This is a genomic window from Burkholderia sp. IDO3 (assembly GCF_003366075.1).
Classification (GTDB): domain Bacteria; phylum Pseudomonadota; class Gammaproteobacteria; order Burkholderiales; family Burkholderiaceae; genus Burkholderia; species Burkholderia anthina.
Map to the genome: position 1 here is coordinate 441,383 of NZ_CP028964.1, position 20,328 is coordinate 461,710.

Sequence of the window (20,328 nt, forward strand, 5' to 3'; positions counted from 1 at the left end):
AACTGGGGAAAGACATGAACGCTTACCTGCATCAGTTCCTGTTCGGGATCTACCCGTACATCTGTCTCGCGGTGCTGCTGATCGGCAGCCTGATCCGCTTCGACCGCGATCAGTACACGTGGAAAAGCGATTCGTCGCAGCTGCTGCGCCACGGGATGCTGCGGCTCGGCAGCAACCTGTTCCACTGGGGCATCCTCGTCGTCGTGCTCGGGCACTTCGCGGGCTTCCTCGCGCCGCACTGGCTCGTGTCGCCGTTCCTGTCGGCGTCCGGGCACCAGCTCGTCGCGATGGTGGCGGGCGGCACGGCCGGCGTCGCGGCGATCATCGGCCTGACGATCCTGATCTGGCGTCGTCTCGGCGACGCACGCATCCGCAACAACAGCCGCAAGTCCGACATCCTGATCGTGCTGATGCTGTGGGCGCAGCTCGCGCTCGGGCTCGGCACCGTCGTGCTGTCGACGCGCCACATGGACGGCGCGATGTTCGAGCAGCTCACCGACTACGTGAAGGGCGTCGTCACGTTCCGGCCGGACATCGCGAGCCTGCTCGTCGGCGTGCCGCTGACGTACCGGCTGCATATCCTGCTCGGCTTCACGATCTTCCTCGTGTCGCCGTTCACGCGGATGGTGCACATCTGGAGCGGCATCGCATCGGTCGCGTACCTGATCCGGCCGTATCAACTCGTGCGCAAGCGCTGAGGAGGCGGCATGAACGACGTTCTCTCCGAAGTCGCGACGGTGCCGCTGATCGTCAACGATGTCGAGATCGACGCGGCGTCGATCGCGGCCGAAGCCGAGCATCACGACGATGCCCCCGATCCGCTCGACGTGGCCCGGTATGCGCTCGCGGTGCGCGAGTTGCTGCGGCAACGCGCGGTGTCGCTCGCGCTGATCGAAGAAGGCGTGCCGCTCGACGATGCGGCGGTCGACGCGCTGCTCGAACGCGAGCTCACGCACGTGCCCGAACCGGATCGCGCCGATTGCGAGCGCTACTACGCGCAGCATCCGGCGCGCTTTCGCCGCAACGACATTGTCTATGCGAGCCACGTGCTGTTCGCGGTGACCGACCGCGTGCCGCTCGCGCCGCTGCGGCAGCGCGCGGAACGCGCGCTCGCCGACGTGGTCGCCGCGCCCGATACGTTCGAAGCCGTTGCGCGCGCCGCGTCGAACTGCCCGTCGGCGCAGGTCGGCGGCAGCCTCGGGCAATTGCTGCGCGGCGACACCGTGCCGGAATTCGAGGCCGCGCTGTTTGATACGGAAGGGATCGGCGTGCTGCCGAAACTCGTCAACACGCGTTTCGGTTTTCACATCGTGCGCATCGAGCGCCGCGTGCCGGGCGACGCCGTGCCGTTCGACGAAGCGGCCGGCCAGATCGCCGCGTACCTGTCGGAGCGCGTGCGGCAGCGGGCGATGCGGCAGTACGTGGCGATACTCGCGGGCGGCGCGCGGGTCGAAGGCGTGAGCTTCGACGGCGCGAACGGGCCGCTGGTCCAATGAAACGGGGTTTTGCGTATGGCAATTCGACAAGGTAACGCCGCGCCGGCCGCGGATTCGCAGGCGATCCCGCTGCGCGCGTGGTCGGTGCTGGCCGCGAGCACGCTCGCGTTCATGGTGTGTTTCGTCGTGTGGATGATGTTCGGCGTGCTCGGCGTGCAGCTGCGCACCGATCTCGGCTTGAACAGCACCGAGTTCGGGCTGCTCACGTCGACCCCGGTGCTGACCGGCGCGCTGATGCGTTTGCCGCTCGGCACGTGGACCGACCGCTTCGGCGGCCGCATCGTGATGACGGTGCTGCTCGTCGTGTGCGCGATTCCCGTCTACATCGTCAGCTACGCGACGCAGCTCTGGCAGTTCCTCGCGATCGGGCTGTTCCTCGGCTGCGTCGGCGCATCGTTCGCGGTCGGCACGCCGTATGTCGCGCGCTTTTTCCCGCCGAAACGGCGCGGTCTCGCGATGGGCGTGTTCGGCGCGGGCACGTGCGGCGCGGCGGTGAACCTGTTCGTCACGCCGCTGCTGCTCGATGCATACGGCTGGCGCTTCGTGCCGCGCGTGTACGCGGTGGCGCTGCTGGTCACGGCCGTGATCTTCTGGTTCGCGTCGGCGCCCGATCCGGGCGCGGGCAAGCGCGGCGGCTCGTGGCTCGAATCGTTCAAGGTGCTGCGCGATCCGCGCGTGTGGCGGCTGTGCCAGTACTACTCGATCACGTTCGGCGGCTTCACCGCGCTGTCGCTGTGGATCCCGCAGTACCTGAAAAGCGAATACGGGATGTCGCTCGTGATGGCGTCGGCGTTCGCGGCGGGCTTCTCGCTGCCGGGCTCCGTGCTGCGCGCGCTCGGCGGCGCGCTGTCCGACCGCTTCGGCGCGCATGCGGTCACGTGGTGGGGGCTGTGGGTCGCATGGATCGCGCTGTTCCTGCTGTCGTATCCGGCGACCGACTTCGTGATCCACACGATCGACGGCACCGCGACGCTGAACGTCGCGATGCCGGTTGCCGGCTTCGTCGCGCTCACCTTCGTGCTGGGCGCGGTGTTCGCGCTCGGGATGGCGTCGACCTTCAAGTACGTCGCGGACGATTTCTCGGACAACATGGGTGTCGTCACGGGCATCGTCGGCCTCGCGGGCGGGCTCGGCGGTTTCCTGCTGCCGATCCTGTTCGGCGCGCTGCTCGACCTGCTGCGCGTGCGCACGACCTGCTTCATGTTCCTGTACGGGATCGTGTGGGTGTCGCTGATCCTCATCTACCTGTCCGAAGTGCGGCGCACGCCCGTGGTGGGCTGACCGTTTCCGTTCGACGGGTTCGCGCGATGCCGGATGTGTCCGGCATCGCGCCGGTGTTTCGCCTGCGTTTCACCGTCCCGCAGGCGTTTTCTGCCGCGCGCAGTTCTGTCAAACTGGCGCCCATGAAACCGCGCCTCGCTTCGCCGCCTTCCTCTGACTCCGCGCCTGCGCCCGCAGGCTTTCCCGACGCCGACGAACTGGCCGCGTTGCGCGCGTGGTACGCGGGCATGACCGTGCGCCGGGCGGTCGAGCGCTATCTGCCCGGTCGTCTTGGCGATGGGCGCTCGGCGCGCGGCGTGATCGGCGGCATTCGCCGCCGCCTCGTGCGCGTCGCGCGACAGGCGGGGCGGCCCGATCTCGCGGCGCAGCTCGGTCATGCCGACGGCGAACGCACGCAGATGGCCAGGGCGATGGCCGAGGCGATCGGCATGCTGCGTCATGCGCGAGCGCCGGTGCCGCAGATCAGCGACGACGTCGGCCTGTGGCTGCCCGCGCGGGCGGTGGTCGCGCTGCGCGCGCACGGGATCGCGACGCTGGCCGACCTGACCGTGCGGATTCCGCGCCGGCGTCAATGGTGGCGCGCGATCGCGGGGCTCGGCGTGGCGAGCGCGCGGCACGTCGAAGCGTTCTTCGCCGCGCATCCCGAGTTGACCGAGCGCGCCCGCGCGCTGATTGCCGCCACGCCGCGCGGCAGCATCGTGCCGTGGGAGCACCTGAAGCTGCCGCACGAAGTCGACGGGTCGGCCGGCACGTTTCGCGCGCCGCGCGCGACCAGCACGCTCGACGCGGACAACGATTACGCGGCCGTGCATGCATGGCTGTCGCTGCACGAATCGGCCGCGACGCGGCGTGCGTACCGGAAGGAGGCCGAGCGGCTGATCCTGTGGGCGATCGTCGAGCGCAAGCGCGCACTGTCGTCGCTGACGACCGAGGATGCGGTCGCGTATCGCGCGTTCTTGCGCAGCCCGACGCCGCACGCGCGCTGGGTCGGCCCGGTGCGGCCGCGCGGCGCGCCGGACTGGCGGCCGTTCTCGGGCGGGCTGTCCGCGCGTTCGGCCGCGTACACGCTGTCGGTGCTCGGCGCGCTGTTCCGCTGGCTGATCGAGCAGCGCTACCTGCTCGCGAATCCGTTCGCGGGCGTCAAGGTGCGCGACACGCGCGGCGCGAATGCGCTCGACACGTCGCACGCGTTCACCGAAGGCGAGTGGCTGCTTGTGCGCACGATCGCGGACGGACTCGAGTTTCGCAAGGACACGTCGTCCAGCGCGCCGCAGTCCGGCTGGTCGCCGGCCGCCGCGCAACGGCTGCGCTTCATCCTCGATTTCGGTTACGCGACCGGGCTGCGTGCAAGCGAACTGGTCGGCGCGACGCTCGGCGACATCGCGACGGACGCGCACGGCGATGCGTGGCTGAAGGTGATCGGCAAGGGCCGCAAGGCCGCGCGCGTCGCGCTGCCGCCGCTCGCGCGCACGGCGCTCGATCGTCATCTGGTCGCGCGGCGGCTGCCGGTGACGCCGGTGCGCTGGCGCCCGGATACGCCGCTGATCGCGAGCCTCGCGGAAGACGGCGCGGCCGGGATCACGAGTGTGCGGCTGTGGAAGGTGATGCAGCGCTTCTTCGCGCAGACGGCCGCGCTCGTCGACGAGGACAACCCGGCGCTCGCGCAGAAGCTGCGGCAGGCGAGCCCGCACTGGATGCGGCACACGCATGCGACGCATGCGCTCGCGCGAGGCGCGGAGTTGACGACGGTGCGCGACAACCTGCGGCATGCGTCGATCTCGACGACGTCGATCTATCTGCACGGGGACGATGTGAAGCGGGCGCGGCAGATGTCGAGTGCGTTTTCGGCAGACAAATAACGCGGCGCGCGAGCGGTTGCGCGGGAATTGAACGGAACGACACCGCATCGGTGACGGTCAGAACGTGTATTCGACAACGGAGCGGGCGGATGGCATCGAGTCAGGGAACCGTCGATTTCATCGTCGAGCAGATGGCCGCGGCCGGCGCGGTGTCGGCCCGCAAGATGTTCGGCGAATACGGGGTCTACTGCGACGGCAAGATGGTCGCGCTGGTCTGCGACGATCGCCTGTTCGTCAAGCCGACGCCCGATGGGCGTGCGTTTCTCGGCATCTGCGAGGAAGCGCCGCCGTATCCGACAGCGAAGCCGCATCTGGTCATTGCAGGCGAGCGCTGGGATGACCGCGAATGGTTGTCGACGCTGATCCGGATCACTGCCGCGCAATTGCCGGTGCCGGTGAAGCGGGGCCGATAGCGATCGGCGTATTCCGTGAATCACGCGCGCACGCACTGCGCCTCCCGCTGGAGCACACGAATGGAGACGTCCTCAGATCCGCAAGCCCCGCGCTACGCGCGCCGCGCATGGCACGCGCTCGTTGCGGCCTTATGCCTGGGCTGGAGCGCGCTGTCGTTCGGCGCGAACGGTGGCGCGGCGCTGCTCGACCGCTATCACAGCCTCGGCGAGCAGTTGAAGAACAACCCGTTCCATCGTCCGCTGTACCTCGAATCGTCCGAGGCTTCGTCATCGCTGAAGGGCGATATCTACGCCGTCGTCGACTATCCGTATTCCGTCGTGAGCGGCAAGCTGGACGATCCCGCGCAGGGCCCCGCGAACTGGTGCGCGGTGCTGATCCTGCACCTGAACACGAAGTATTGTCATGCGTCGGCCGGCAGCAACGGCCCGGTGCTCGACGTGAATCTCGGCCGCAAGGTCGAGCAGAAGCTGTCGGAGACCTATCGCGTGCAGTTCCGCTATCGCGTGGCCGCCGCGACGTCCGACTATTTCCAGGTCGACCTGAGCGCCGACAGCGGCCCGATGGGCACGAAGGACTACCGGATCGTGCTGGAGGCCGTGCCGGTCGGCGCGTCGCGCACGTTCCTGCACCTGACGTATGCGTATGGCTTCGGCACGGTCGGCCGCATGGCGATGAAGACCTACCTCGCGACGATCGGCAGCGACAAGGTCGGGTTCACGCTCGCGAGCGGCGCGTCGGTCGCGCAGCCGCAATACATCGGCGGTGTGCGCGGGCTGCTGGAGCGCAACACGATGCGCTACTACCTCGCGATCGACGCGTATCTCGCGACGCTCGACAAGCCGCTCGACCAGCGCTTCGCGCGCTGGTTCGACGCGACCGAGCAGTATCCGCAGCAACTGCACGAGGTCGAGCGGAGCGCGTATCTGCAGATGAAAGCGCAGGAGGCGCAGCGGCAGCAGACGGCGCGGTAGGCGCGCCGCTCACCACTCGCCGCTCAGTCCAGCAACCCCGCCACGACATCGACGATCCGCTGCAGCAGCGCTTCGTCGTAAGGCAGCCACGGCACCGCGCGCAGCGGCGACGCCGGCGGCTCGACCGGCGTATCGACCGGCTCGCCGTCGCGCATCACGCGGCCGGTTGCGCAATGCACCGACCATTCGCCGACACGCACATGGCGTTCGTCGAGCGCGATCCGCCCTTGCGCGATCGCGTCGGCGAACACGAGCGACAGCACGTGCCGGCGATGCGCCGCCATCACGCCCAGCGGCAGATCCGACAGCCGGTTCAGACGATTCCAGCGTTCCGCTTCCATCGCGCGGCGGCGCACCGGGTCCGGCGCGAGCGATGCGGCCGCGGCGTGCGTGGCGTCGTCGTCGAGCGCGAAGGCCGCGACGCTCACCAGCAGGTCGACTGCACGCGCAATTTCAGAGAACACCACAGGGTCGACCTCGCCGATCGGCACGGGCGCCCAATGGCGTTCGCGCCTGCGCTCGACGTGCAGCCGGCGCGACGTGCCGTGGCTGTCCGCGCCCGGATAGAGCGGGGCGTCGACGCCGAAGGTCGCGCGCACGTCGCCGAACTCGCGCACGAGCCCGTCGTCGTAGGCCCGCAGCGCCCATCCTTCACTGCGCGCGACGCCGATCAGCGGCCGGGTCGCGAGCACGTGGCCTTCGAACATCGCGGACTCGCTTGCGGCGACGTCACCATCGGCCGGCACGTAGCACTCGCGAAACGCCTGCCGGACCGGCTGCCGGATCGCACGGCCGACGATCGCGTGCTGCCACGCGAGCCGTTCGGCCGCGTCGGCGCGCAGCGGATGCCATAGCCGGATCTCGCCGTTCGGATCGATGTCGCATGGATTCCCGGCCGCGTCGCGCAGCACGACGTTGCCTTTCGCGCTGTCGGGCATGAACGAGCGCGTCGCGCCGTCGGGCGCGCGCGCCTGCCAGATCATCCGCGTCGAGAATGCGGCGCCGGCCGGCGCATCGACGAGGCGTTCGCGCCATTCCGCGTAATCGAGCGTCATCGGCTGCCAGAAGCTCGCTTCCATGCAGACGGCCAGCATCGCGAGCTGCTTCTTGTCCGGCTTCGCGCCGAGCGTCATGCGCAGCGCGGTGCGCGGCCGCTCGCCGAGCGCGCGCTCGGCCGGCTTCACGTTGCGCGCGAGCTTCTTCTGCACGCCGGCATGACGCACGACGGCTAGCGCGTCGCGCAGCGCGCGTACGCTTTCCGGCGTCGGGATCGTCTCGATCGCGTGGCCGAGCGCGATCGCGAGCGATTGCGACGGCGCGGTCTTCGCGGCCGTGGGCGCGACGCATACGCCGCTCAGCAGCGGCCCGATCAGCGGACGCAGCCACACTTCGTCGCGCCAGGCGGCCACGCGCGCCGCGCGTGCGACGACCTGCGCATCGTCGGTCGTGAACGCGCGATCGGCCTGATAGGGAACGGTGCCGGCATGGATCGCGGCGACCTGTTGCGCGGCCTCGACCAGCGCGTCGTGCGCGAACGCGACGTAGGCGGCGTCTTGCGCGAGCGTGACGGCCGGATCGTCGGCATCGATCCACAGCCGCTTCGGCGCGAAATAGCCGTCGTTGGTTGCGGCGAGCGCAAGCAGCGACGCCGGCCCGAGTTCGGGAAGCACGTCGAGCTCGCGCACGCGAAACGGCGAATCGGCGAGCGCCTGCGCACAGGCTTCCCGTCGGGCCGAGAAGTCGCGACGGCCCGCGAACCAGTCGAGCGCATAGGCGCCGTACGGCGATCCGGCACCCAGGCCCGGTTGCGGCGGCCCGTCCGCGATGCGTGCGAGTTCGGCCTGCAGCGCGGGCGATGGCAGTGCGTCGAGGTACGGCAATTCCTGCAGCGCGAGCGTCTGCGCGCCGGCCGGGATGGCGCGGAACAGTTCGAGCGCGGCATCGGCGCCGATCAGCGGCGCGATGCCGAGCGCTTCGATCTGCTCGCGCAGCCAGCGGACGAACCCGGCACGCGGATCGTCGTACGCGAGTTCGTGCTGGATGATCCGCCGCTCGGCGCGGCGTAGCGCCGGCCAGACCGCGCCGAGCGCATGCGCGTCGAGTGCCGACAGGTCGATCGGCGTGCCGGTGAAGCGCGGGTGGTCGGCGGTGTCGGTCAGCCGCGCAACGAGCAGCGCGACGAGGGCGTCGTCAGTCATGCGTCGGCTCCTGGCCGGCGCGCGGTGTGCCGTCGGCGGCCGCGACGCGTGACGCGGGCCGCGCATCGACCTTGGCCGCACGTGCCGCACGCGCGTCGGCGCGACGACGCGCCTGTGCCGTTTCCCGTTCGAGCAGTTCGCCGCCCGCGTCGGGCAGTTCGACGAGGACGCGTACGCCGAGCCGCTGCAGCAGCCCGAACACCTTGCCCCACTGGACGGTGTCCGCGCCGCGTTCGGCCTTGACCATGAACGACTCGCTGACGCCGGCATGGTCGGCCGCATCGTTCTGGCGCCATTTTTGTGCCTTGCGGGCGGCGCGGATCACGCCGCCGAGGTCGGATGCCTGTTCGATCGGGTGCTGCATGCGGAACTCCGTCGATAAAACCGTGCGGTCGCACAGTATTGCACTCCGATCGCCATCCGGCCGCCTTTTCATAAGACGTACAGTTCGCCGGAAGTCATCGATTGGCGCCGAACTGTACTCTTGTGTGCGCGTTCCATGTGTGTACTCCGGGCAAACTGTTCTGCTTTTAAGATTCAACCATCAAGTGCACAGTACCGCAGGCCCGGACGTCACGGGCCTCCCGGCGCATCTTCAAAAGCGAGCCACTGCGATGGAAAAGGCAAAACCGGAGGAAGCTATCAGGCATCACGACAGCCCGGTCGGCGGGCAGAACACGCGCGTTTCGGACGCGCACGAGGCGGCGGCGTACATGCGCAGGCCGGCAAGGAGCGCGCGATGAAGCTCTACGAAAAACTCGCGGACGACATCGAGCGCCTGATCCGTCAGGGCGTGTACCGGCACGGCGACCGGATTCCGTCGGTACGGCAGGCGAGCCAGCAGCACCGGATCAGCATCACGACCGTGCTGCATGCGTATCTGCTGCTCGAAAGCCGCGGGCTGCTGGAAAGCCGCCCGCAATCCGGTTATTTCGTGAACCTGCGCCGCGACGACAGCCACGCGCCGGTGCGCGACCTGCGGCCGTCGAAGCCGATCGCGGTGTCGTCGTCGGTCGACATGAGCCGGCTCGTGCTGTCGACGCTGCGCTCGATCGGCACGGACGACGCGGTGCCGCTCGGCTCGCCGTATCCGGACCCGAGCCTGTTTCCGTTCGAGAAGCTGAACCGCTATGCGTACGCGGCCGGCCGCGACAAGTCGTTATGGGGCGTGACGGACGGGCTGCCGCCCGGCCATCCGCGCTTGATCCGGCAGATCGCGCGCCGCTATCTGGAAAACGGGATGTCGGTGGACCCGAACGAGATCATCGTGACGGTCGGCGCGACCGAGGCGATCAACCTGTGCCTGCAGGCGGTCGCGAAGCCGGGCGACACGATCGCGGTGGAATCGCCGACGTTCTACGCGATGCTGCACGCGATCGAGCGGATGGGGATGAAGGCGATCGAGGTGGCGACGCACCCGGAATACGGAATCGACATCGCGGCGCTGGCGGCGATCGCGAAGTCGCAGCCGATCGCCGCGTGCATGGTGATGCCGAATTTCCAGAACCCGCTCGGCTTCCAGATGCCCGACGAGCGCAAGCGCGAACTGGTTGAATTCGCCACCCGTGTCGACCTGCCGATCATCGAAAACGGTGTGTATAACGAACTGTATTTCGGCGATTCGCATCCGAGCACGCTGAAGTCCTACGACCGCGGCGGGATCGTGCTGCATTGCGCGTCGTTCTCGAAGAGCCTCACGGCCGCGTACCGGATCGGCTGGGCGTTGCCGGGCCGCTACCGGGATCAGGTCGAGAAGCTGAAGTTCCTGAACACGCTGGCGACGCCGTCGATCCCGCAGCTCGCGATCGCCGAGTTTCTCGAACGGGACGGCTACGAGCATCATCTGCGGCGGTTGCGCAAGGCGTATGCGCAGCAGGCGAACCTGATGCGTGCGATGGTGTCGCGGTTCTTCCCCGAAGGCACGCGCATCTCGAGCCCGGCGGGCGGCTACGTGTTGTGGGTCGAGTTGCCGGCGCAGGTCGATGCGATGCGGCTATACCAGCTTGCGCTGGAGCAGGGGATCACGATCGGGCCGGGCTACATGTTCTCGATCACGGACAACTACCGGAACTTCATCCGGCTGAACTACAGCAGCCCGTGGTCGCCGGACATCGAGCAGGCGGTGATCGCGGTCGGCAAGCTCGCGGCGTCGTGCATGCGATGAAACGAAGGCCGGTACGCGGCGTACCGGCCTTTTCGCGCGGACGTCAGGGCCGCATTGCCGGCCCGAACGTCGCGAGTCCCGGATCAGCGGGCCTTCGCGCGCAGAAACGCCGACACGTGCGCCAGCCCCTGCTCGAGCACGGTCCGGTTGTTCGCATAGCCGATCCGCACGTAGCCTTCCATGTCGAGCGCGCTGCCCGGCGTGAACATCACGCCGGTCGCTTCGATCAGCTCCGTGCAGAACGCGCGCGACGGCATGTCGAACGCATACTTGAGCAGCGCCGTCGTGCCGGACTTCGGCTTGACCCACGAAATCGCCGGCTCGCGTTCGACCCACGCATCGAGAATGGCCAGGTTGGTGCGCACGATGTCGTGATTGCGCTGCATGATCACGTCACGGTGTTCGAGCGCGAGCGTCGCGAGATAGTCGTCGATCATCCCGACGCTGATCGTGTTGTAGTCGCGATGCACGCTCACGGCATGGATCAGCTCGACCGGGCCCGCGATCCAGCCGAGGCGCAGCCCGGCGAGCGAGTACGTCTTCGACATGCTCGCCGTGCTGATCCCGCGCTCGTACAGATCGGCGATCGATGCGCTGTAGCCGCTGCCGGCCTGATCGGTGCCGCGATAGACCTCGTCGCACAGCACGTAGGCGCCGCACCGTTTCGCGATCTCGACGATCTTGCCGAGCATCGCTTCGTCCATCAGCGAGCCGGTCGGGTTGTTCGGGTTGTTGATCGCGATCAGGCGCGTCTTGTCGTCGACGAGGGACGCGAGTGCTTCGAGATCCGGCAGGAACGCGTTTTCCTCGCGCAGCTTCAGCACCTTCACGTTCGCGCCGTAGCTTTCCGGAATCGAGTAGTGTTGCTGGTAGGTCGGCAACACCGACACCACCGTATCGCCCGGTTCGACCAGCGTTTCGTAGATCAGCGCGTTGCCGCCGATCGCACCGTGCGTGACGATCACGTTCGATGCCGACTGGCGCGCGTAAGTCGACGCGATCACTTCGCGCAGACGCTGCGTGCCTTCGATCGCGCCGTACGTCAGCTTCATCGGACGCAACTCGTCGAGCAGCGTGTCCTGCTTGCCGGTCATGGTCAGCAGTTGGTCGACCGTCAGCGATTCGACGCACGTTTCCGCGAGGTTGTACGTGCAACGATTTTCGTACAGGTCCATCCAGCGTTCGACGCCGAATTCCTTGATCTTCATGTTCGTTCCTTGGTCGGGTTGGGTGCGGTGCGTGCGCGCCGCATACGGATTGAAACGGGCAGGCCCGGTGGCGGCGCGCGCTATCTGACGACGAGGTCGCGCTGGAAATGCTGGATGGACGGCCGGTTCGGTGAGCTGTCCTGCTGCAGTGCGTCGAGCACCGCGGTGTTGTCCGCGCACGCCAGCCCGGACAGGCCCGCGGACAACGCGACCGCGAGGACCGGATGCTTGAGGTTCATGCGAGCTCCGATGAAGGTGAAACGAAGACCGTCGCTTGAGGCCAAGTATCTTCTCTTAAAAACGAATTGTCCATAGTGGACTAAAAATCTACGTTTTGAGCGGTGTGACGAGGGCATCGATGTCGGTCGGCGGAGTGCTGTAAAGCGTGCGTTCGAGCCGCTCGTGACTGCGCACAGAAATCCGTTCGAGGAGGCAGCAGGTGACTTATCGATGTATCGAACTGCCTTTGCTGTCGCCGGCGCCCGGCGTCGCGCTTCATCTGGGCGAACACCGTTTCGGCCATCCCGATGCCGTGTGCGATGGCCACCATCACGCCGGGGCCGATGAGCAGGACGTCGAAGGTGCGATCGATCCGTGGCATCTCGTGCGTGACGATCTCGAAAGTAGTGTGCGCGGTCGCGCCGATGGGTTTTATCGAAGATGTTTCACACTACTGCCCGATGACGCCGGAGCCCATGACGGCCGGCGGTGCGTCGTCGGACCTTCCCGGCTGGCTGTGGGCGATAACCTGACGTATGCGCCGGATCGTCGCGCGACGCTGGCGACATGCAAAAAAAATGGCGCCACAGGCATTCAGCCCGTGGCGCCATTGCGTGCCGCTACGACGGGCCCAGCCCGCCGCAGCACGACAGCATGCTTACATCTGCACGGTGTCGGCGACTTCCTTGAAGTCTTCGATCTGGTCGAAGTTCATGTACTGATAGATCTTGTCGCCGTTGGCGGTGAGCACGCCCATGTCGGCCATGTACTCTTCCTTGGTCGGGATCTTGCCCAGACGCGAGCAGATCGCCGCCAGTTCCGCCGAGCCGAGGTACACGTTCGTGTTCTTGCCCAGGCGGTTCGGGAAGTTACGGGTCGACGTCGACATCACCGTCGCGCCTTCGCGCACCTGTGCCTGGTTACCCATGCACAGCGAGCAGCCCGGCATTTCGGTACGCGCGCCGGCCGTGCCGAACACGCCGTAGTGACCTTCTTCCGTCAGTTGCTTCTGGTCCATCTTGGTCGGCGGCGCGACCCACAGCTTGACCGGAATGTCGCGCTTGCCTTCCAGCAGCTTCGACGCGGCACGGAAGTGACCGATGTTGGTCATGCACGAACCGATGAACACTTCGTCGATCTTGGCGCCAGCGACGTCCGACAGCGTCTTCACGTCGTCCGGGTCGTTCGGGCATGCGACGATCGGCTCGTGGATGTCGGCGAGGTCGATCTCGATGACGGCCGCGTACTCGGCGTCCGCGTCCGGCGACAGCAGTTGCGGGTCGGCCAGCCACTGTTCCATCGCGGCGATACGACGCTGCAGGCTGCGCGGATCCTGGTAGCCCTGCGCGATCATCCACTTGAGCAGCGTGATGTTGCTGTTCAGGTATTCGATGATCGGTTCCTTGTTCAGGCGCACCGAGCAACCGGCGGCCGAACGTTCCGCGGACGCATCCGACAGTTCGAACGCTTGCTCGACCTTCAGGTCGGGCAGGCCTTCGATTTCGAGAATGCGGCCGGAGAAGATGTTCTTCTTGCCTTGCTTCGCCACCGTCAGCATGCCCTGCTTGATCGCGTACAGCGGAATCGCGTTGACCAGGTCACGCAGCGTGACGCCCGGCTGCATCTTGCCCTTGAAGCGGACCAGCACCGATTCCGGCATGTCCAGCGGCATCGTGCCGGTGGCGGCCGCGAAGGCGACCAGGCCCGAGCCTGCGGGGAAGCTGATGCCGATCGGGAAGCGCGTGTGCGAGTCGCCGCCGGTGCCGACGGTGTCGGGCAGCAGCATGCGGTTCAGCCACGAGTGGATCACGCCGTCGCCCGGACGCAGCGCGATGCCGCCACGCGTGCTGATGAAGGTCGGCAGGGTCTGGTGCGTCTTCACGTCGACCGGCTTCGGATAAGCGGCGGTGTGGCAGAACGACTGCATCACGAGATCGGCCGAGAAGCCGAGGCACGCCAGATCCTTCAGTTCGTCGCGGGTCATCGGGCCCGTGGTGTCCTGCGAGCCGACCGAGGTCATCTTCGGTTCGCAGTACGTGCCCGGGCGCACGCCCTGGCCTTCCGGCAGACCGCATGCGCGGCCGACCATCTTCTGTGCGAGCGAGAAGCCCTTGCCGCTGTCGGCCGGCTGGTGCGGCAGGCGGAACAGCGTCGACGGTGCGAGGCCCAGCGCTTCACGCGCCTTCGCGGTCAGGCCGCGGCCGATGATCAGCGGAATGCGGCCGCCGGCGCGCACTTCGTCGAACAGCACGTCGGACTTGACCTGGAATTCGGCGATCACGTTGCCGTCTTTCAGCGCCTTGCCGTCGTACGGGCGCAGTTCGACCACGTCGCCCATTTCCATCTGCGACACGTCGAGTTCGATCGGCAGCGCGCCGGCATCTTCCATCGTGTTGTAGAAGATCGGAGCGATCTTGCTGCCGAGGCACACGCCGCCGAAACGCTTGTTCGGGACGAACGGGATGTCTTCGCCGGTGAACCACAGCACCGAGTTGGTGGCCGACTTGCGCGAGGAACCGGTGCCGACCACGTCGCCCACGTAGGCGACCAGGTGACCCTTTTCCTTCAGCGATTCGATGAACTTGACCGGGCCGCGCTTGCCGTCTTCTTCCGGCGTGATGCCGGGGCGTGCGTTCTTCAGCATCGCGAGCGCGTGCATCGGGATGTCCGGGCGGGTGGTGGCGTCCGGTGCCGGCGACAGGTCGTCGGTGTTGGTTTCGCCCGTGACCTTGAACACGGTGATGGTCAGGCTTTCCGGCACTTCCGGACGGCTCGTGAACCATTCTGCGTCGGCCCAGCTCTGCAGCACGGCCTTCGCGTGTGCGTTGCCCTTGTCGGCGAGTTCCTTCACGTCATGGAACTGGTCGAACATCAGCAGGGTTTTCTTCAGCGCGTCGGCGGCGACCGCGGCGACGGCTTCGTCGGACAGCAGTTCGATCAGCGGCTGGATGTTGTAACCGCCGAGCATCGTGCCGAGCAGTTCGGTCGCGCGTTCGCGCGAGATCAGCGGGCAGGCGGTCTCGCCCTTCGCGACGGCGGCCAGGAAGCCGGCCTTCACGCGAGCGGCTTCGTCGACGCCTGCGGGCACGCGGTGGGTGATCAGGTCGAGCAGCGTCTGCTCTTCGCCCGCGGGCGGGTTCGCCAGCAGTTCGACCAGTTCGGCGGTCTGCTGAGCCGTCAGCGGCAGGGGGGGAATACCGAGCGCGGCGCGGGCGGCCACGTGAGCACGAAAGTTTTCAAGCATGGGGGGACCTGCTGAGATTGCGTTTCAGGGGAAGGGCTTTCCAGGCACGCCGAGGCTGCTGTTCCGGACACTGCTTCATTGCTTTGGACGGGATTCTAATCGCAATATGGTGAAGCGTCAAATGTCTTATGTCTTATATAAGAGTTGGTGGCGGGGCGGATGGACTTTCTTGCTGGGGCGATTCGACGGGGTGTGCTGGAGCCTTGCCGTGCAAGGTTGTATGGGCAATTCAGGAGGGACGTGGGTGCGCGGGGGAAGTCGAACGCCCGTTGGGCGTTCATGACGTGGGACTTCGTCCGGCGGGGCGTCGAGGGTGTCGATGCGCGATTCCGCTATGTGAAAAAGGCGCTGCTGTGTCGGCAGCGTCCTGGCGGCGGTAGCGGGGACAGGTGCGCGTAGTCTTGCGTCACGATCGGCGGATCGACGGTGCCTGCGGGAACCGCGGTGTTGCTTTACCTGCGCCGCGACCGATAGAGGGTGGGCCAGTCACCGGGTTCGATGCCGCCGCAGGTAGTTTGCCGCGACGCCGCCGAGATTTGAAATGCGTGGCCATCCCAGATCCATTCGGCCCGGAAACCGCAATCAGCCAGCCCGCGCCCCTTGGCGGCAGTCGACAGCGTGCCAGTTGCCGGGTCAAAGCCCGGTTCCGTCAGTAAAGAATCCATGACTCCGCCGGCGGGATCGCTCAGCTTGATAGGTTCCGGTGTTCCGCCGCCAACGCGCGGGACGATGAATACGTCCGATGACCCCTGGTAGGCTCCCATAATGCATGGGAGTAGGACCAACGCCTGCCGTGCGTCGAGTGCATACGCTGCTTCTTCGAGATATCTGGACGCATTCTGTTCACAGCTACTCGCGTCCTGGATACGCTTCGTGCGCGCGATGAGGCTCTTTTCCTCTTGTTTGGACAGTTGCGAAACGATTTTCCGTGTCTGTACGACCGGTAGCGGCGGTGCGGGTGTGGCTTGCGAGGCAGGGGCAGGGCCCTTGCGGATTAACGCGGTAACGCTCCCGACTCGCCCCTGCCGATCATCGATGCGCAAGAGCGCCGCGATCATGCCGTCGAGAGGAATAGAGGTGCTTGCATCCGAGGCGACCTGAAGCTTCGTGCCATTGCGAAGGCGGGATACGAAGGCGGCGACGGCCTCCGGCTGCGTCGTCGACAACGTCGCTATATTGTTGGCGTGGTCGATATTCACGCTCCAGGCCGACTCGTCCAGCCGCAGCGGTGCTCCGTCCACACGCAGGTCAGCGAGATCGATACTGGCGTCGGTCACGACATTGAGCCGTGCTTCAATCGCGCCGTGTGGCCCGGCAGCGCGAATGAAGCGCAAGTCCGCGCCGGTTTCGCCTCCGTCCGCAAATCCCTTTGCCTCGCAGGTCAAGCCGTTGTCGCAGGCGACCAGCCAGGACTTGTAGGTGCCGTAGCTGGGTGCGCTGACTTCCAAAGGCGGTGCCGCTTCGGTGACGAGCGGGGCGGTCGCGCCGGCGAAAGCGGTAATGAGCACCGCGCTCAGCGCGATGAAGCGACTTTTCATGGGGGTCTACCGAGCTGAGGATGATGTGCATCGTAACGGAAATGACGTTTCGGGAATGAGCGTGTTTCGTGGCGTTGGTCGGGGCGAGGTAGGCGGGGAATCGCGGCAAGTATGTCGGGATGGCTGTTGCCGACCCTGAGCGGACGATCGGTCAGAACTTTCGATCGTCCGCATACACGTCACTTCGAGGCAGTGGCAGGAGAGATTGACGGCTCATGCTTACCCGGTCAAAGTTTGAAGGCATCGTCCCATCTTACGTAACGAGACGTACTAGCATTCCTAGTGATTAATGTATTCCAACGATCGAAGATCGGAGGCACGGAGTCGGGAATTTGGGTGCCGGAAGAATAGAAATAACCGGCGCTGTCTAATTCCATTGAAATAAAAATTCTTTCCGAAATGCACACTTTATCAATGGTGAGATATCGCATAATTAGGCGTTCGCCTTACGATAAAGGTTTTTAACTTTGATTCGCAAAGTTTCGACTTCTTCATTATGCCGATGATGCGCCCTAGTACGAGGGGCGCCTATCTTGCTAGCACTAAGCAAATCGCCAATTTTCGCTTTATCGCATTCACCATCAAAAATGCTCTCCTTCCATGCTCGAGTATAGCGAGCATGTGCCATTTGAAGTAATATCAAATACCGTTCTTTGCCATTTTCTTTGGCAATATTTAGATAATTGTCTGCTTCGGCGACATTTCCAGTTCTGGCAAAAATCATACCTAGAGTAAAATTGACTTCCGGGTCCGAAGGCACGAGAGAAGCTGCGTGCTTCCCCAGATTTTCGGCAACCTCAAGATTTCTAAGGCACTTCATCGAGAACCAGGCAAAACGATCGAATAAGTAAGGATTTCCCGGATCAGCAATAATGGCTTGCTCATAAAAACCTTTTGCCAATTCATTGTCTCCCTTCGCACCCGCAATCCTTGCTTGTCGCGCCAAAGGATGTACAAACGCTTTTTCAATTCGGTCCTTTACGTCAATTCGTTGAGCGGCCAAATATTCAGCATATTTTGTTTTGCATCCTTGTACTGCAATATCGATCTTTTTCTTTACTTCCTTCGGAAGTTCATGATATCGACCGGATATGAAACTTCTAGCACCTTCGTCTAAGATAATCTCCTGTTTCCCAGAGAAAAAATTCGCATCACCGTATCGGGTTTCTTCGTACGCAGACATCCAATCATCTCGTCGTACACCGAAGCTTTCCGTGACAAGCGCGAGGAGTACATCGTCGACAAAGCCTCCCAGTTGCGCGATCGCCATAAATACGTGACGACTATTTTCCTCTATGCGTCCCCAACCATCAGCGAACAAAAATTGACCGAGATGACCGCCTTCCTGCTTTAAAATTTCCTGCACGCCGCGCTCAAGAGTGGCTTGTGTCATTGACGCATATTTGGCAAGAAATTCGATTAGAATTGGTTTGCAACCGATACGTATCGCATAAGATTTTAGCTTGTTGTGATCCGCATTGGCTTCAACCCCGGACTCTTCTAACAGTTGCTCAAGCAATTTTGCAGCATCTTCGTCGACAAGAGGAGGGACGTTAATTGGCTCTGCCTCGATCTCCTCACGGCGACGCGAAGTCACCATGACTCGACCAATTTTTCTTGAAATTAGTTTTATTAATGCCGAGAGATCGGATTCATCTTGTCTTTTTCTTACAAGATTTTCGGCATTATCTATAATAAATAATATTTTATCTTTTAATCCGACCTCATTTATAAGTTGCGCCGCCCGATTGACGAGGTCAGTGGGAGAGGCTGAATACCAATCTTGGCCGATGCTGGCGATATCCAAGGCATCAATTAAACGTATAACTGCTTCCGTGAGACTGGTTTGAACGCCAGGGATGTGTTCCATTCCATTGACGCCCCATCGAGTTTGCTTGGAAGAGAAGAAAAATATGTAATCGGGCTCCCAAGTTATTTCGATTTCCTCCTCGAGAACTCGATTGACGAACTCCAGCGCCAAAGTTGTCTTTCCGATGCCACCTTCGCCGTATATCAAACAAGTCCTAGAATATGCATCGTTCCACCATTCCTTAAGCTGATCCATTTGCTCGCTTCGCCCAAGAAACGACTCGGTTTGTTTAATAGGCAAAACGAAGAGCGGGCGCCACGTGTCCGAGATTGTCCGGGAATTCAGAGTTGATCGATTTTCGGAAAGAAGTCGTGGGAATAAACTCTCTGCTTGAAGATATCCGATCGCCTCTCGAGATTCAGAGGCGTCCAGTGTCTGGAAGCGATATCGCCAACCAGTTGATTTTCTTGCGACTTCGCGGAAGCAACATATCGCATCTCCTGGAAAGGGGATAGGGAATGGTGTCGTTCCAATGAGAAGCCCTGTTTCACCGGCGAGCGGCAAGAGTTGGCCAATACAATCGAACACTCGTTCGATTTCGCTTATCAGTTCGTTGGATTTTTGAGCAGTAACTAAATCGAAGACTCCATGTCCGAGTCGGTTGTTGCGCTCGAACACGATCGCGTAGCAACGTTTGGAATGTTCCTCCCTGAACCAGGCGCCAGTGTCAGGGAATTGTCCTTTAGACCACAATAGGGGCAATAAGGTGTCAATGATCGAGACTAGATCGCCATCTGCAGGCTTAGTTAATTTTCTCGCGCACTGTGACAATAACGAAAGATCGGCATCATCCGCGTCGCTTTCGGCCACAGCGAGGGCTCCTAGAGCGGCGTAACCCAATATCGTCCGGAAAATTGAGAGGGCGAAATTGTATCTCACCCCGTCGTCGACTATTGAAAATTTTGATTCGTCGATTAGTTTTTCAAATTTTTTTCTCATTTTTCCTCTCCGCGAGCGTGTGTTAATTGGTCATTCGTTGCAAACACTAAACGGTAACGGCATATCTTACGCGAACAAATTTCTATTTTACCGACGGTTTCTATGAGATCGTGAATCTGTATCTGCTTTGGCGAGCATTTCTGAGTCCAGCTCGATAGCCAAACTCATACCGGTCGCTGAAGAGGAATAAGCCGAGCGGTAGCTTGCCATCCGGAACTGTGTTGCCATATTCTTCCCGCCGAGTCACGACGGTGGCTCAACTGAAGTTTAGAATGGACATTTGATCGATTGTCGTGGATTGTCTGCTCCTGGCCGCAGTGCGCCTGTGGCTGTCTTTCGATTCAGTCGTAGTACGACAGTGCGACCAAAGCGGCTCCATGCTCGCGTGTACGACGCCAGTTCACGAAAGCGCACGCGTCTTGCAAAGCCTCGAATAGGTCTGGACGGCGTCTCCTGAAACTGATGACAGCGCCAAGCTGTATCGCCAACGTCTCTCCCGGCCTGACATGCAAGCTCGTCATCGCGGCTTCGGGCTCATCAAGGTAACTCAAACAGTCAACCAACGCGTCCATGTTGTTGCCATAAAACGAGGGAAAACCAAAGATCTGCGAGAAGACCCGATGGAATGAAGGCCAGTCCGTAATTTTAGTCGTGTCGACGAACACTTTCGTCATCGCGCTACTCCAGATTCTATTGTGCGTCTAACCGGTTCCGATAGATGCTCCATCGTCGGATTGTCGACGATTCTGGCACCGAGAAGCAGTAACCGCTCTTGGCCGCGTGCCGACGCATGCAATTTGCACATGCAGCTTCTGCCTCCCCAGGCTATGTTCGGCAGCCCGCGACCCGAAGCGGCCTTACATAGAGTCGCATTGACATGACGTCTGTTTCCAAATCTCAGCGGTCGTTCGCGCTTGCGGGGCCGCT

Annotated in this window: 15 protein-coding genes and 1 pseudogene; 8 read left to right on the forward strand and 8 right to left on the reverse strand. The window is 63.5% G+C overall.

What is annotated here, in order from left to right; all coding sequences use genetic code 11:
- Nucleotides 1–14 precede the first annotated feature (14 nt).
- From narI to DCN14_RS33630, 6 genes are all read left to right on the forward strand, one after another.
- Nucleotides 15–698, forward strand: a complete 684-nt coding sequence (gene narI / locus DCN14_RS33605; protein WP_096508533.1) for a respiratory nitrate reductase subunit gamma — start codon at nucleotides 15–17, stop codon at nucleotides 696–698.
- 9 nt (nucleotides 699–707) lie between these two features.
- Complete coding sequence (locus DCN14_RS33610) at nucleotides 708–1,496, forward strand: peptidylprolyl isomerase (protein WP_096508532.1); 789 nt, start codon at nucleotides 708–710, stop codon at nucleotides 1,494–1,496.
- Nucleotides 1,497–1,511: 15 nt separating this feature from the next.
- Nucleotides 1,512–2,777, forward strand: a complete 1,266-nt coding sequence (locus DCN14_RS33615) for a nitrate/nitrite transporter (RefSeq protein ID WP_096508531.1) — start codon at nucleotides 1,512–1,514, stop codon at nucleotides 2,775–2,777.
- Between the two features lie 122 nt (nucleotides 2,778–2,899).
- Nucleotides 2,900–4,636 (forward strand): site-specific integrase, encoded by a 1,737-nt coding sequence (locus DCN14_RS33620; RefSeq protein WP_096508569.1) that lies wholly within the window; start codon nucleotides 2,900–2,902, stop codon nucleotides 4,634–4,636.
- 89 nt (nucleotides 4,637–4,725) lie between these two features.
- Nucleotides 4,726–5,049: a TfoX/Sxy family protein gene (locus DCN14_RS33625; protein WP_096508530.1), complete on the forward strand. Its 324-nt coding sequence runs from the start codon at nucleotides 4,726–4,728 to the stop codon at nucleotides 5,047–5,049.
- A 60-nt stretch (nucleotides 5,050–5,109) separates the two neighbouring features.
- Nucleotides 5,110–6,021 (forward strand): hypothetical protein, encoded by a 912-nt coding sequence (locus DCN14_RS33630; RefSeq protein ID WP_096508529.1) that lies wholly within the window; start codon nucleotides 5,110–5,112, stop codon nucleotides 6,019–6,021.
- A gap of 23 nt (nucleotides 6,022–6,044) precedes the next feature.
- Here the strand turns inward: DCN14_RS33630 and DCN14_RS33635 are convergent, their stop codons facing one another.
- Nucleotides 6,045–8,219 (reverse strand): DUF4132 domain-containing protein, encoded by a 2,175-nt coding sequence (locus DCN14_RS33635; RefSeq protein WP_096508528.1) that lies wholly within the window; start codon nucleotides 8,217–8,219, stop codon nucleotides 6,045–6,047.
- The gene (locus tag DCN14_RS33640; RefSeq protein ID WP_096508527.1) at nucleotides 8,212–8,583 is read right to left on the reverse strand and encodes a helix-turn-helix domain-containing protein; all 372 of its coding nucleotides are present in this window, start codon (nucleotides 8,581–8,583) and stop codon (nucleotides 8,212–8,214) included. The genes DCN14_RS33635 and DCN14_RS33640 overlap by 8 nt, the downstream gene beginning before the upstream one ends.
- Before the next feature lie 375 nt (nucleotides 8,584–8,958).
- On the opposite strand from DCN14_RS33640, the gene DCN14_RS33645 reads away from it, so the two are divergent.
- Nucleotides 8,959–10,383 (forward strand): PLP-dependent aminotransferase family protein, encoded by a 1,425-nt coding sequence (locus DCN14_RS33645; RefSeq protein WP_115531487.1) that lies wholly within the window; start codon nucleotides 8,959–8,961, stop codon nucleotides 10,381–10,383.
- Nucleotides 10,384–10,466: 83 nt separating this feature from the next.
- Here the strand turns inward: DCN14_RS33645 and DCN14_RS33650 are convergent, their stop codons facing one another.
- Nucleotides 10,467–11,591, reverse strand: a complete 1,125-nt coding sequence (locus tag DCN14_RS33650; RefSeq protein ID WP_096508814.1) for an aminotransferase — start codon at nucleotides 11,589–11,591, stop codon at nucleotides 10,467–10,469.
- An 80-nt stretch (nucleotides 11,592–11,671) separates the two neighbouring features.
- Nucleotides 11,672–11,830: a hypothetical protein gene (locus DCN14_RS38185; RefSeq protein WP_162826272.1), complete on the reverse strand. Its 159-nt coding sequence runs from the start codon at nucleotides 11,828–11,830 to the stop codon at nucleotides 11,672–11,674.
- 344 nt (nucleotides 11,831–12,174) lie between these two features.
- Here DCN14_RS38185 and DCN14_RS33655 point away from each other — a divergent pair.
- Nucleotides 12,175–12,343, forward strand: a pseudogene (locus DCN14_RS33655) (LysR family transcriptional regulator); the annotation flags it as partial.
- Nucleotides 12,344–12,468: 125 nt separating this feature from the next.
- Here the strand turns inward: DCN14_RS33655 and acnB are convergent.
- From acnB to DCN14_RS33675, 4 genes are all read right to left on the reverse strand, one after another.
- Nucleotides 12,469–15,054: a bifunctional aconitate hydratase 2/2-methylisocitrate dehydratase gene (gene acnB, locus DCN14_RS33660; protein WP_096508815.1), complete on the reverse strand. Its 2,586-nt coding sequence runs from the start codon at nucleotides 15,052–15,054 to the stop codon at nucleotides 12,469–12,471.
- Nucleotides 15,055–15,506: 452 nt separating this feature from the next.
- Nucleotides 15,507–16,592, reverse strand: coding sequence for a DUF1176 domain-containing protein (locus DCN14_RS33665; RefSeq protein ID WP_096508816.1), 1,086 nt, complete (start codon nucleotides 16,590–16,592; stop codon nucleotides 15,507–15,509).
- A gap of 433 nt (nucleotides 16,593–17,025) precedes the next feature.
- Complete coding sequence (locus DCN14_RS33670) at nucleotides 17,026–19,401, reverse strand: AAA family ATPase (RefSeq protein WP_096508817.1); 2,376 nt, start codon at nucleotides 19,399–19,401, stop codon at nucleotides 17,026–17,028.
- A 341-nt stretch (nucleotides 19,402–19,742) separates the two neighbouring features.
- On the reverse strand, nucleotides 19,743–20,075 hold the full coding sequence (locus tag DCN14_RS33675) for a barstar family protein (protein WP_096508818.1): 333 nt from the start codon (nucleotides 20,073–20,075) through the stop codon (nucleotides 19,743–19,745).
- Nucleotides 20,076–20,328: the final 253 nt, after the last annotated feature.

Excerpts from the sequence above, each read along its gene's own strand:
- acnB (WP_096508815.1), bottom strand. The coding sequence starts at position 15,054 with ATGCTTGAAAACTTTCGTGCTCACGTGGCCGCCCGCGCCGCGCTCGGT.
- DCN14_RS33650 (WP_096508814.1), bottom strand. The coding sequence starts at position 11,591 with ATGAAGATCAAGGAATTCGGCGTCGAACGCTGGATGGACCTGTACGAA.
- DCN14_RS33665 (WP_096508816.1), bottom strand. The coding sequence starts at position 16,592 with ATGAAAAGTCGCTTCATCGCGCTGAGCGCGGTGCTCATTACCGCTTTC.
- DCN14_RS33615 (WP_096508531.1), top strand. The coding sequence starts at position 1,512 with ATGGCAATTCGACAAGGTAACGCCGCGCCGGCCGCGGATTCGCAGGCG.
- DCN14_RS33675 (WP_096508818.1), bottom strand. The coding sequence starts at position 20,075 with ATGACGAAAGTGTTCGTCGACACGACTAAAATTACGGACTGGCCTTCA.
- DCN14_RS33620 (WP_096508569.1), top strand. The coding sequence starts at position 2,900 with ATGAAACCGCGCCTCGCTTCGCCGCCTTCCTCTGACTCCGCGCCTGCG.
- DCN14_RS33670 (WP_096508817.1), bottom strand. The coding sequence starts at position 19,401 with ATGAGAAAAAAATTTGAAAAACTAATCGACGAATCAAAATTTTCAATA.
- DCN14_RS33645 (WP_115531487.1), top strand. The coding sequence starts at position 8,959 with ATGAAGCTCTACGAAAAACTCGCGGACGACATCGAGCGCCTGATCCGT.
- DCN14_RS33630 (WP_096508529.1), top strand. The coding sequence starts at position 5,110 with ATGGAGACGTCCTCAGATCCGCAAGCCCCGCGCTACGCGCGCCGCGCA.
- narI (WP_096508533.1), top strand. The coding sequence starts at position 15 with ATGAACGCTTACCTGCATCAGTTCCTGTTCGGGATCTACCCGTACATC.
- DCN14_RS33625 (WP_096508530.1), top strand. The coding sequence starts at position 4,726 with ATGGCATCGAGTCAGGGAACCGTCGATTTCATCGTCGAGCAGATGGCC.
- DCN14_RS33610 (WP_096508532.1), top strand. The coding sequence starts at position 708 with ATGAACGACGTTCTCTCCGAAGTCGCGACGGTGCCGCTGATCGTCAAC.
- DCN14_RS33640 (WP_096508527.1), bottom strand. The coding sequence starts at position 8,583 with ATGCAGCACCCGATCGAACAGGCATCCGACCTCGGCGGCGTGATCCGC.
- DCN14_RS38185 (WP_162826272.1), bottom strand. The coding sequence starts at position 11,830 with ATGAACCTCAAGCATCCGGTCCTCGCGGTCGCGTTGTCCGCGGGCCTG.
- DCN14_RS33635 (WP_096508528.1), bottom strand. The coding sequence starts at position 8,219 with ATGACTGACGACGCCCTCGTCGCGCTGCTCGTTGCGCGGCTGACCGAC.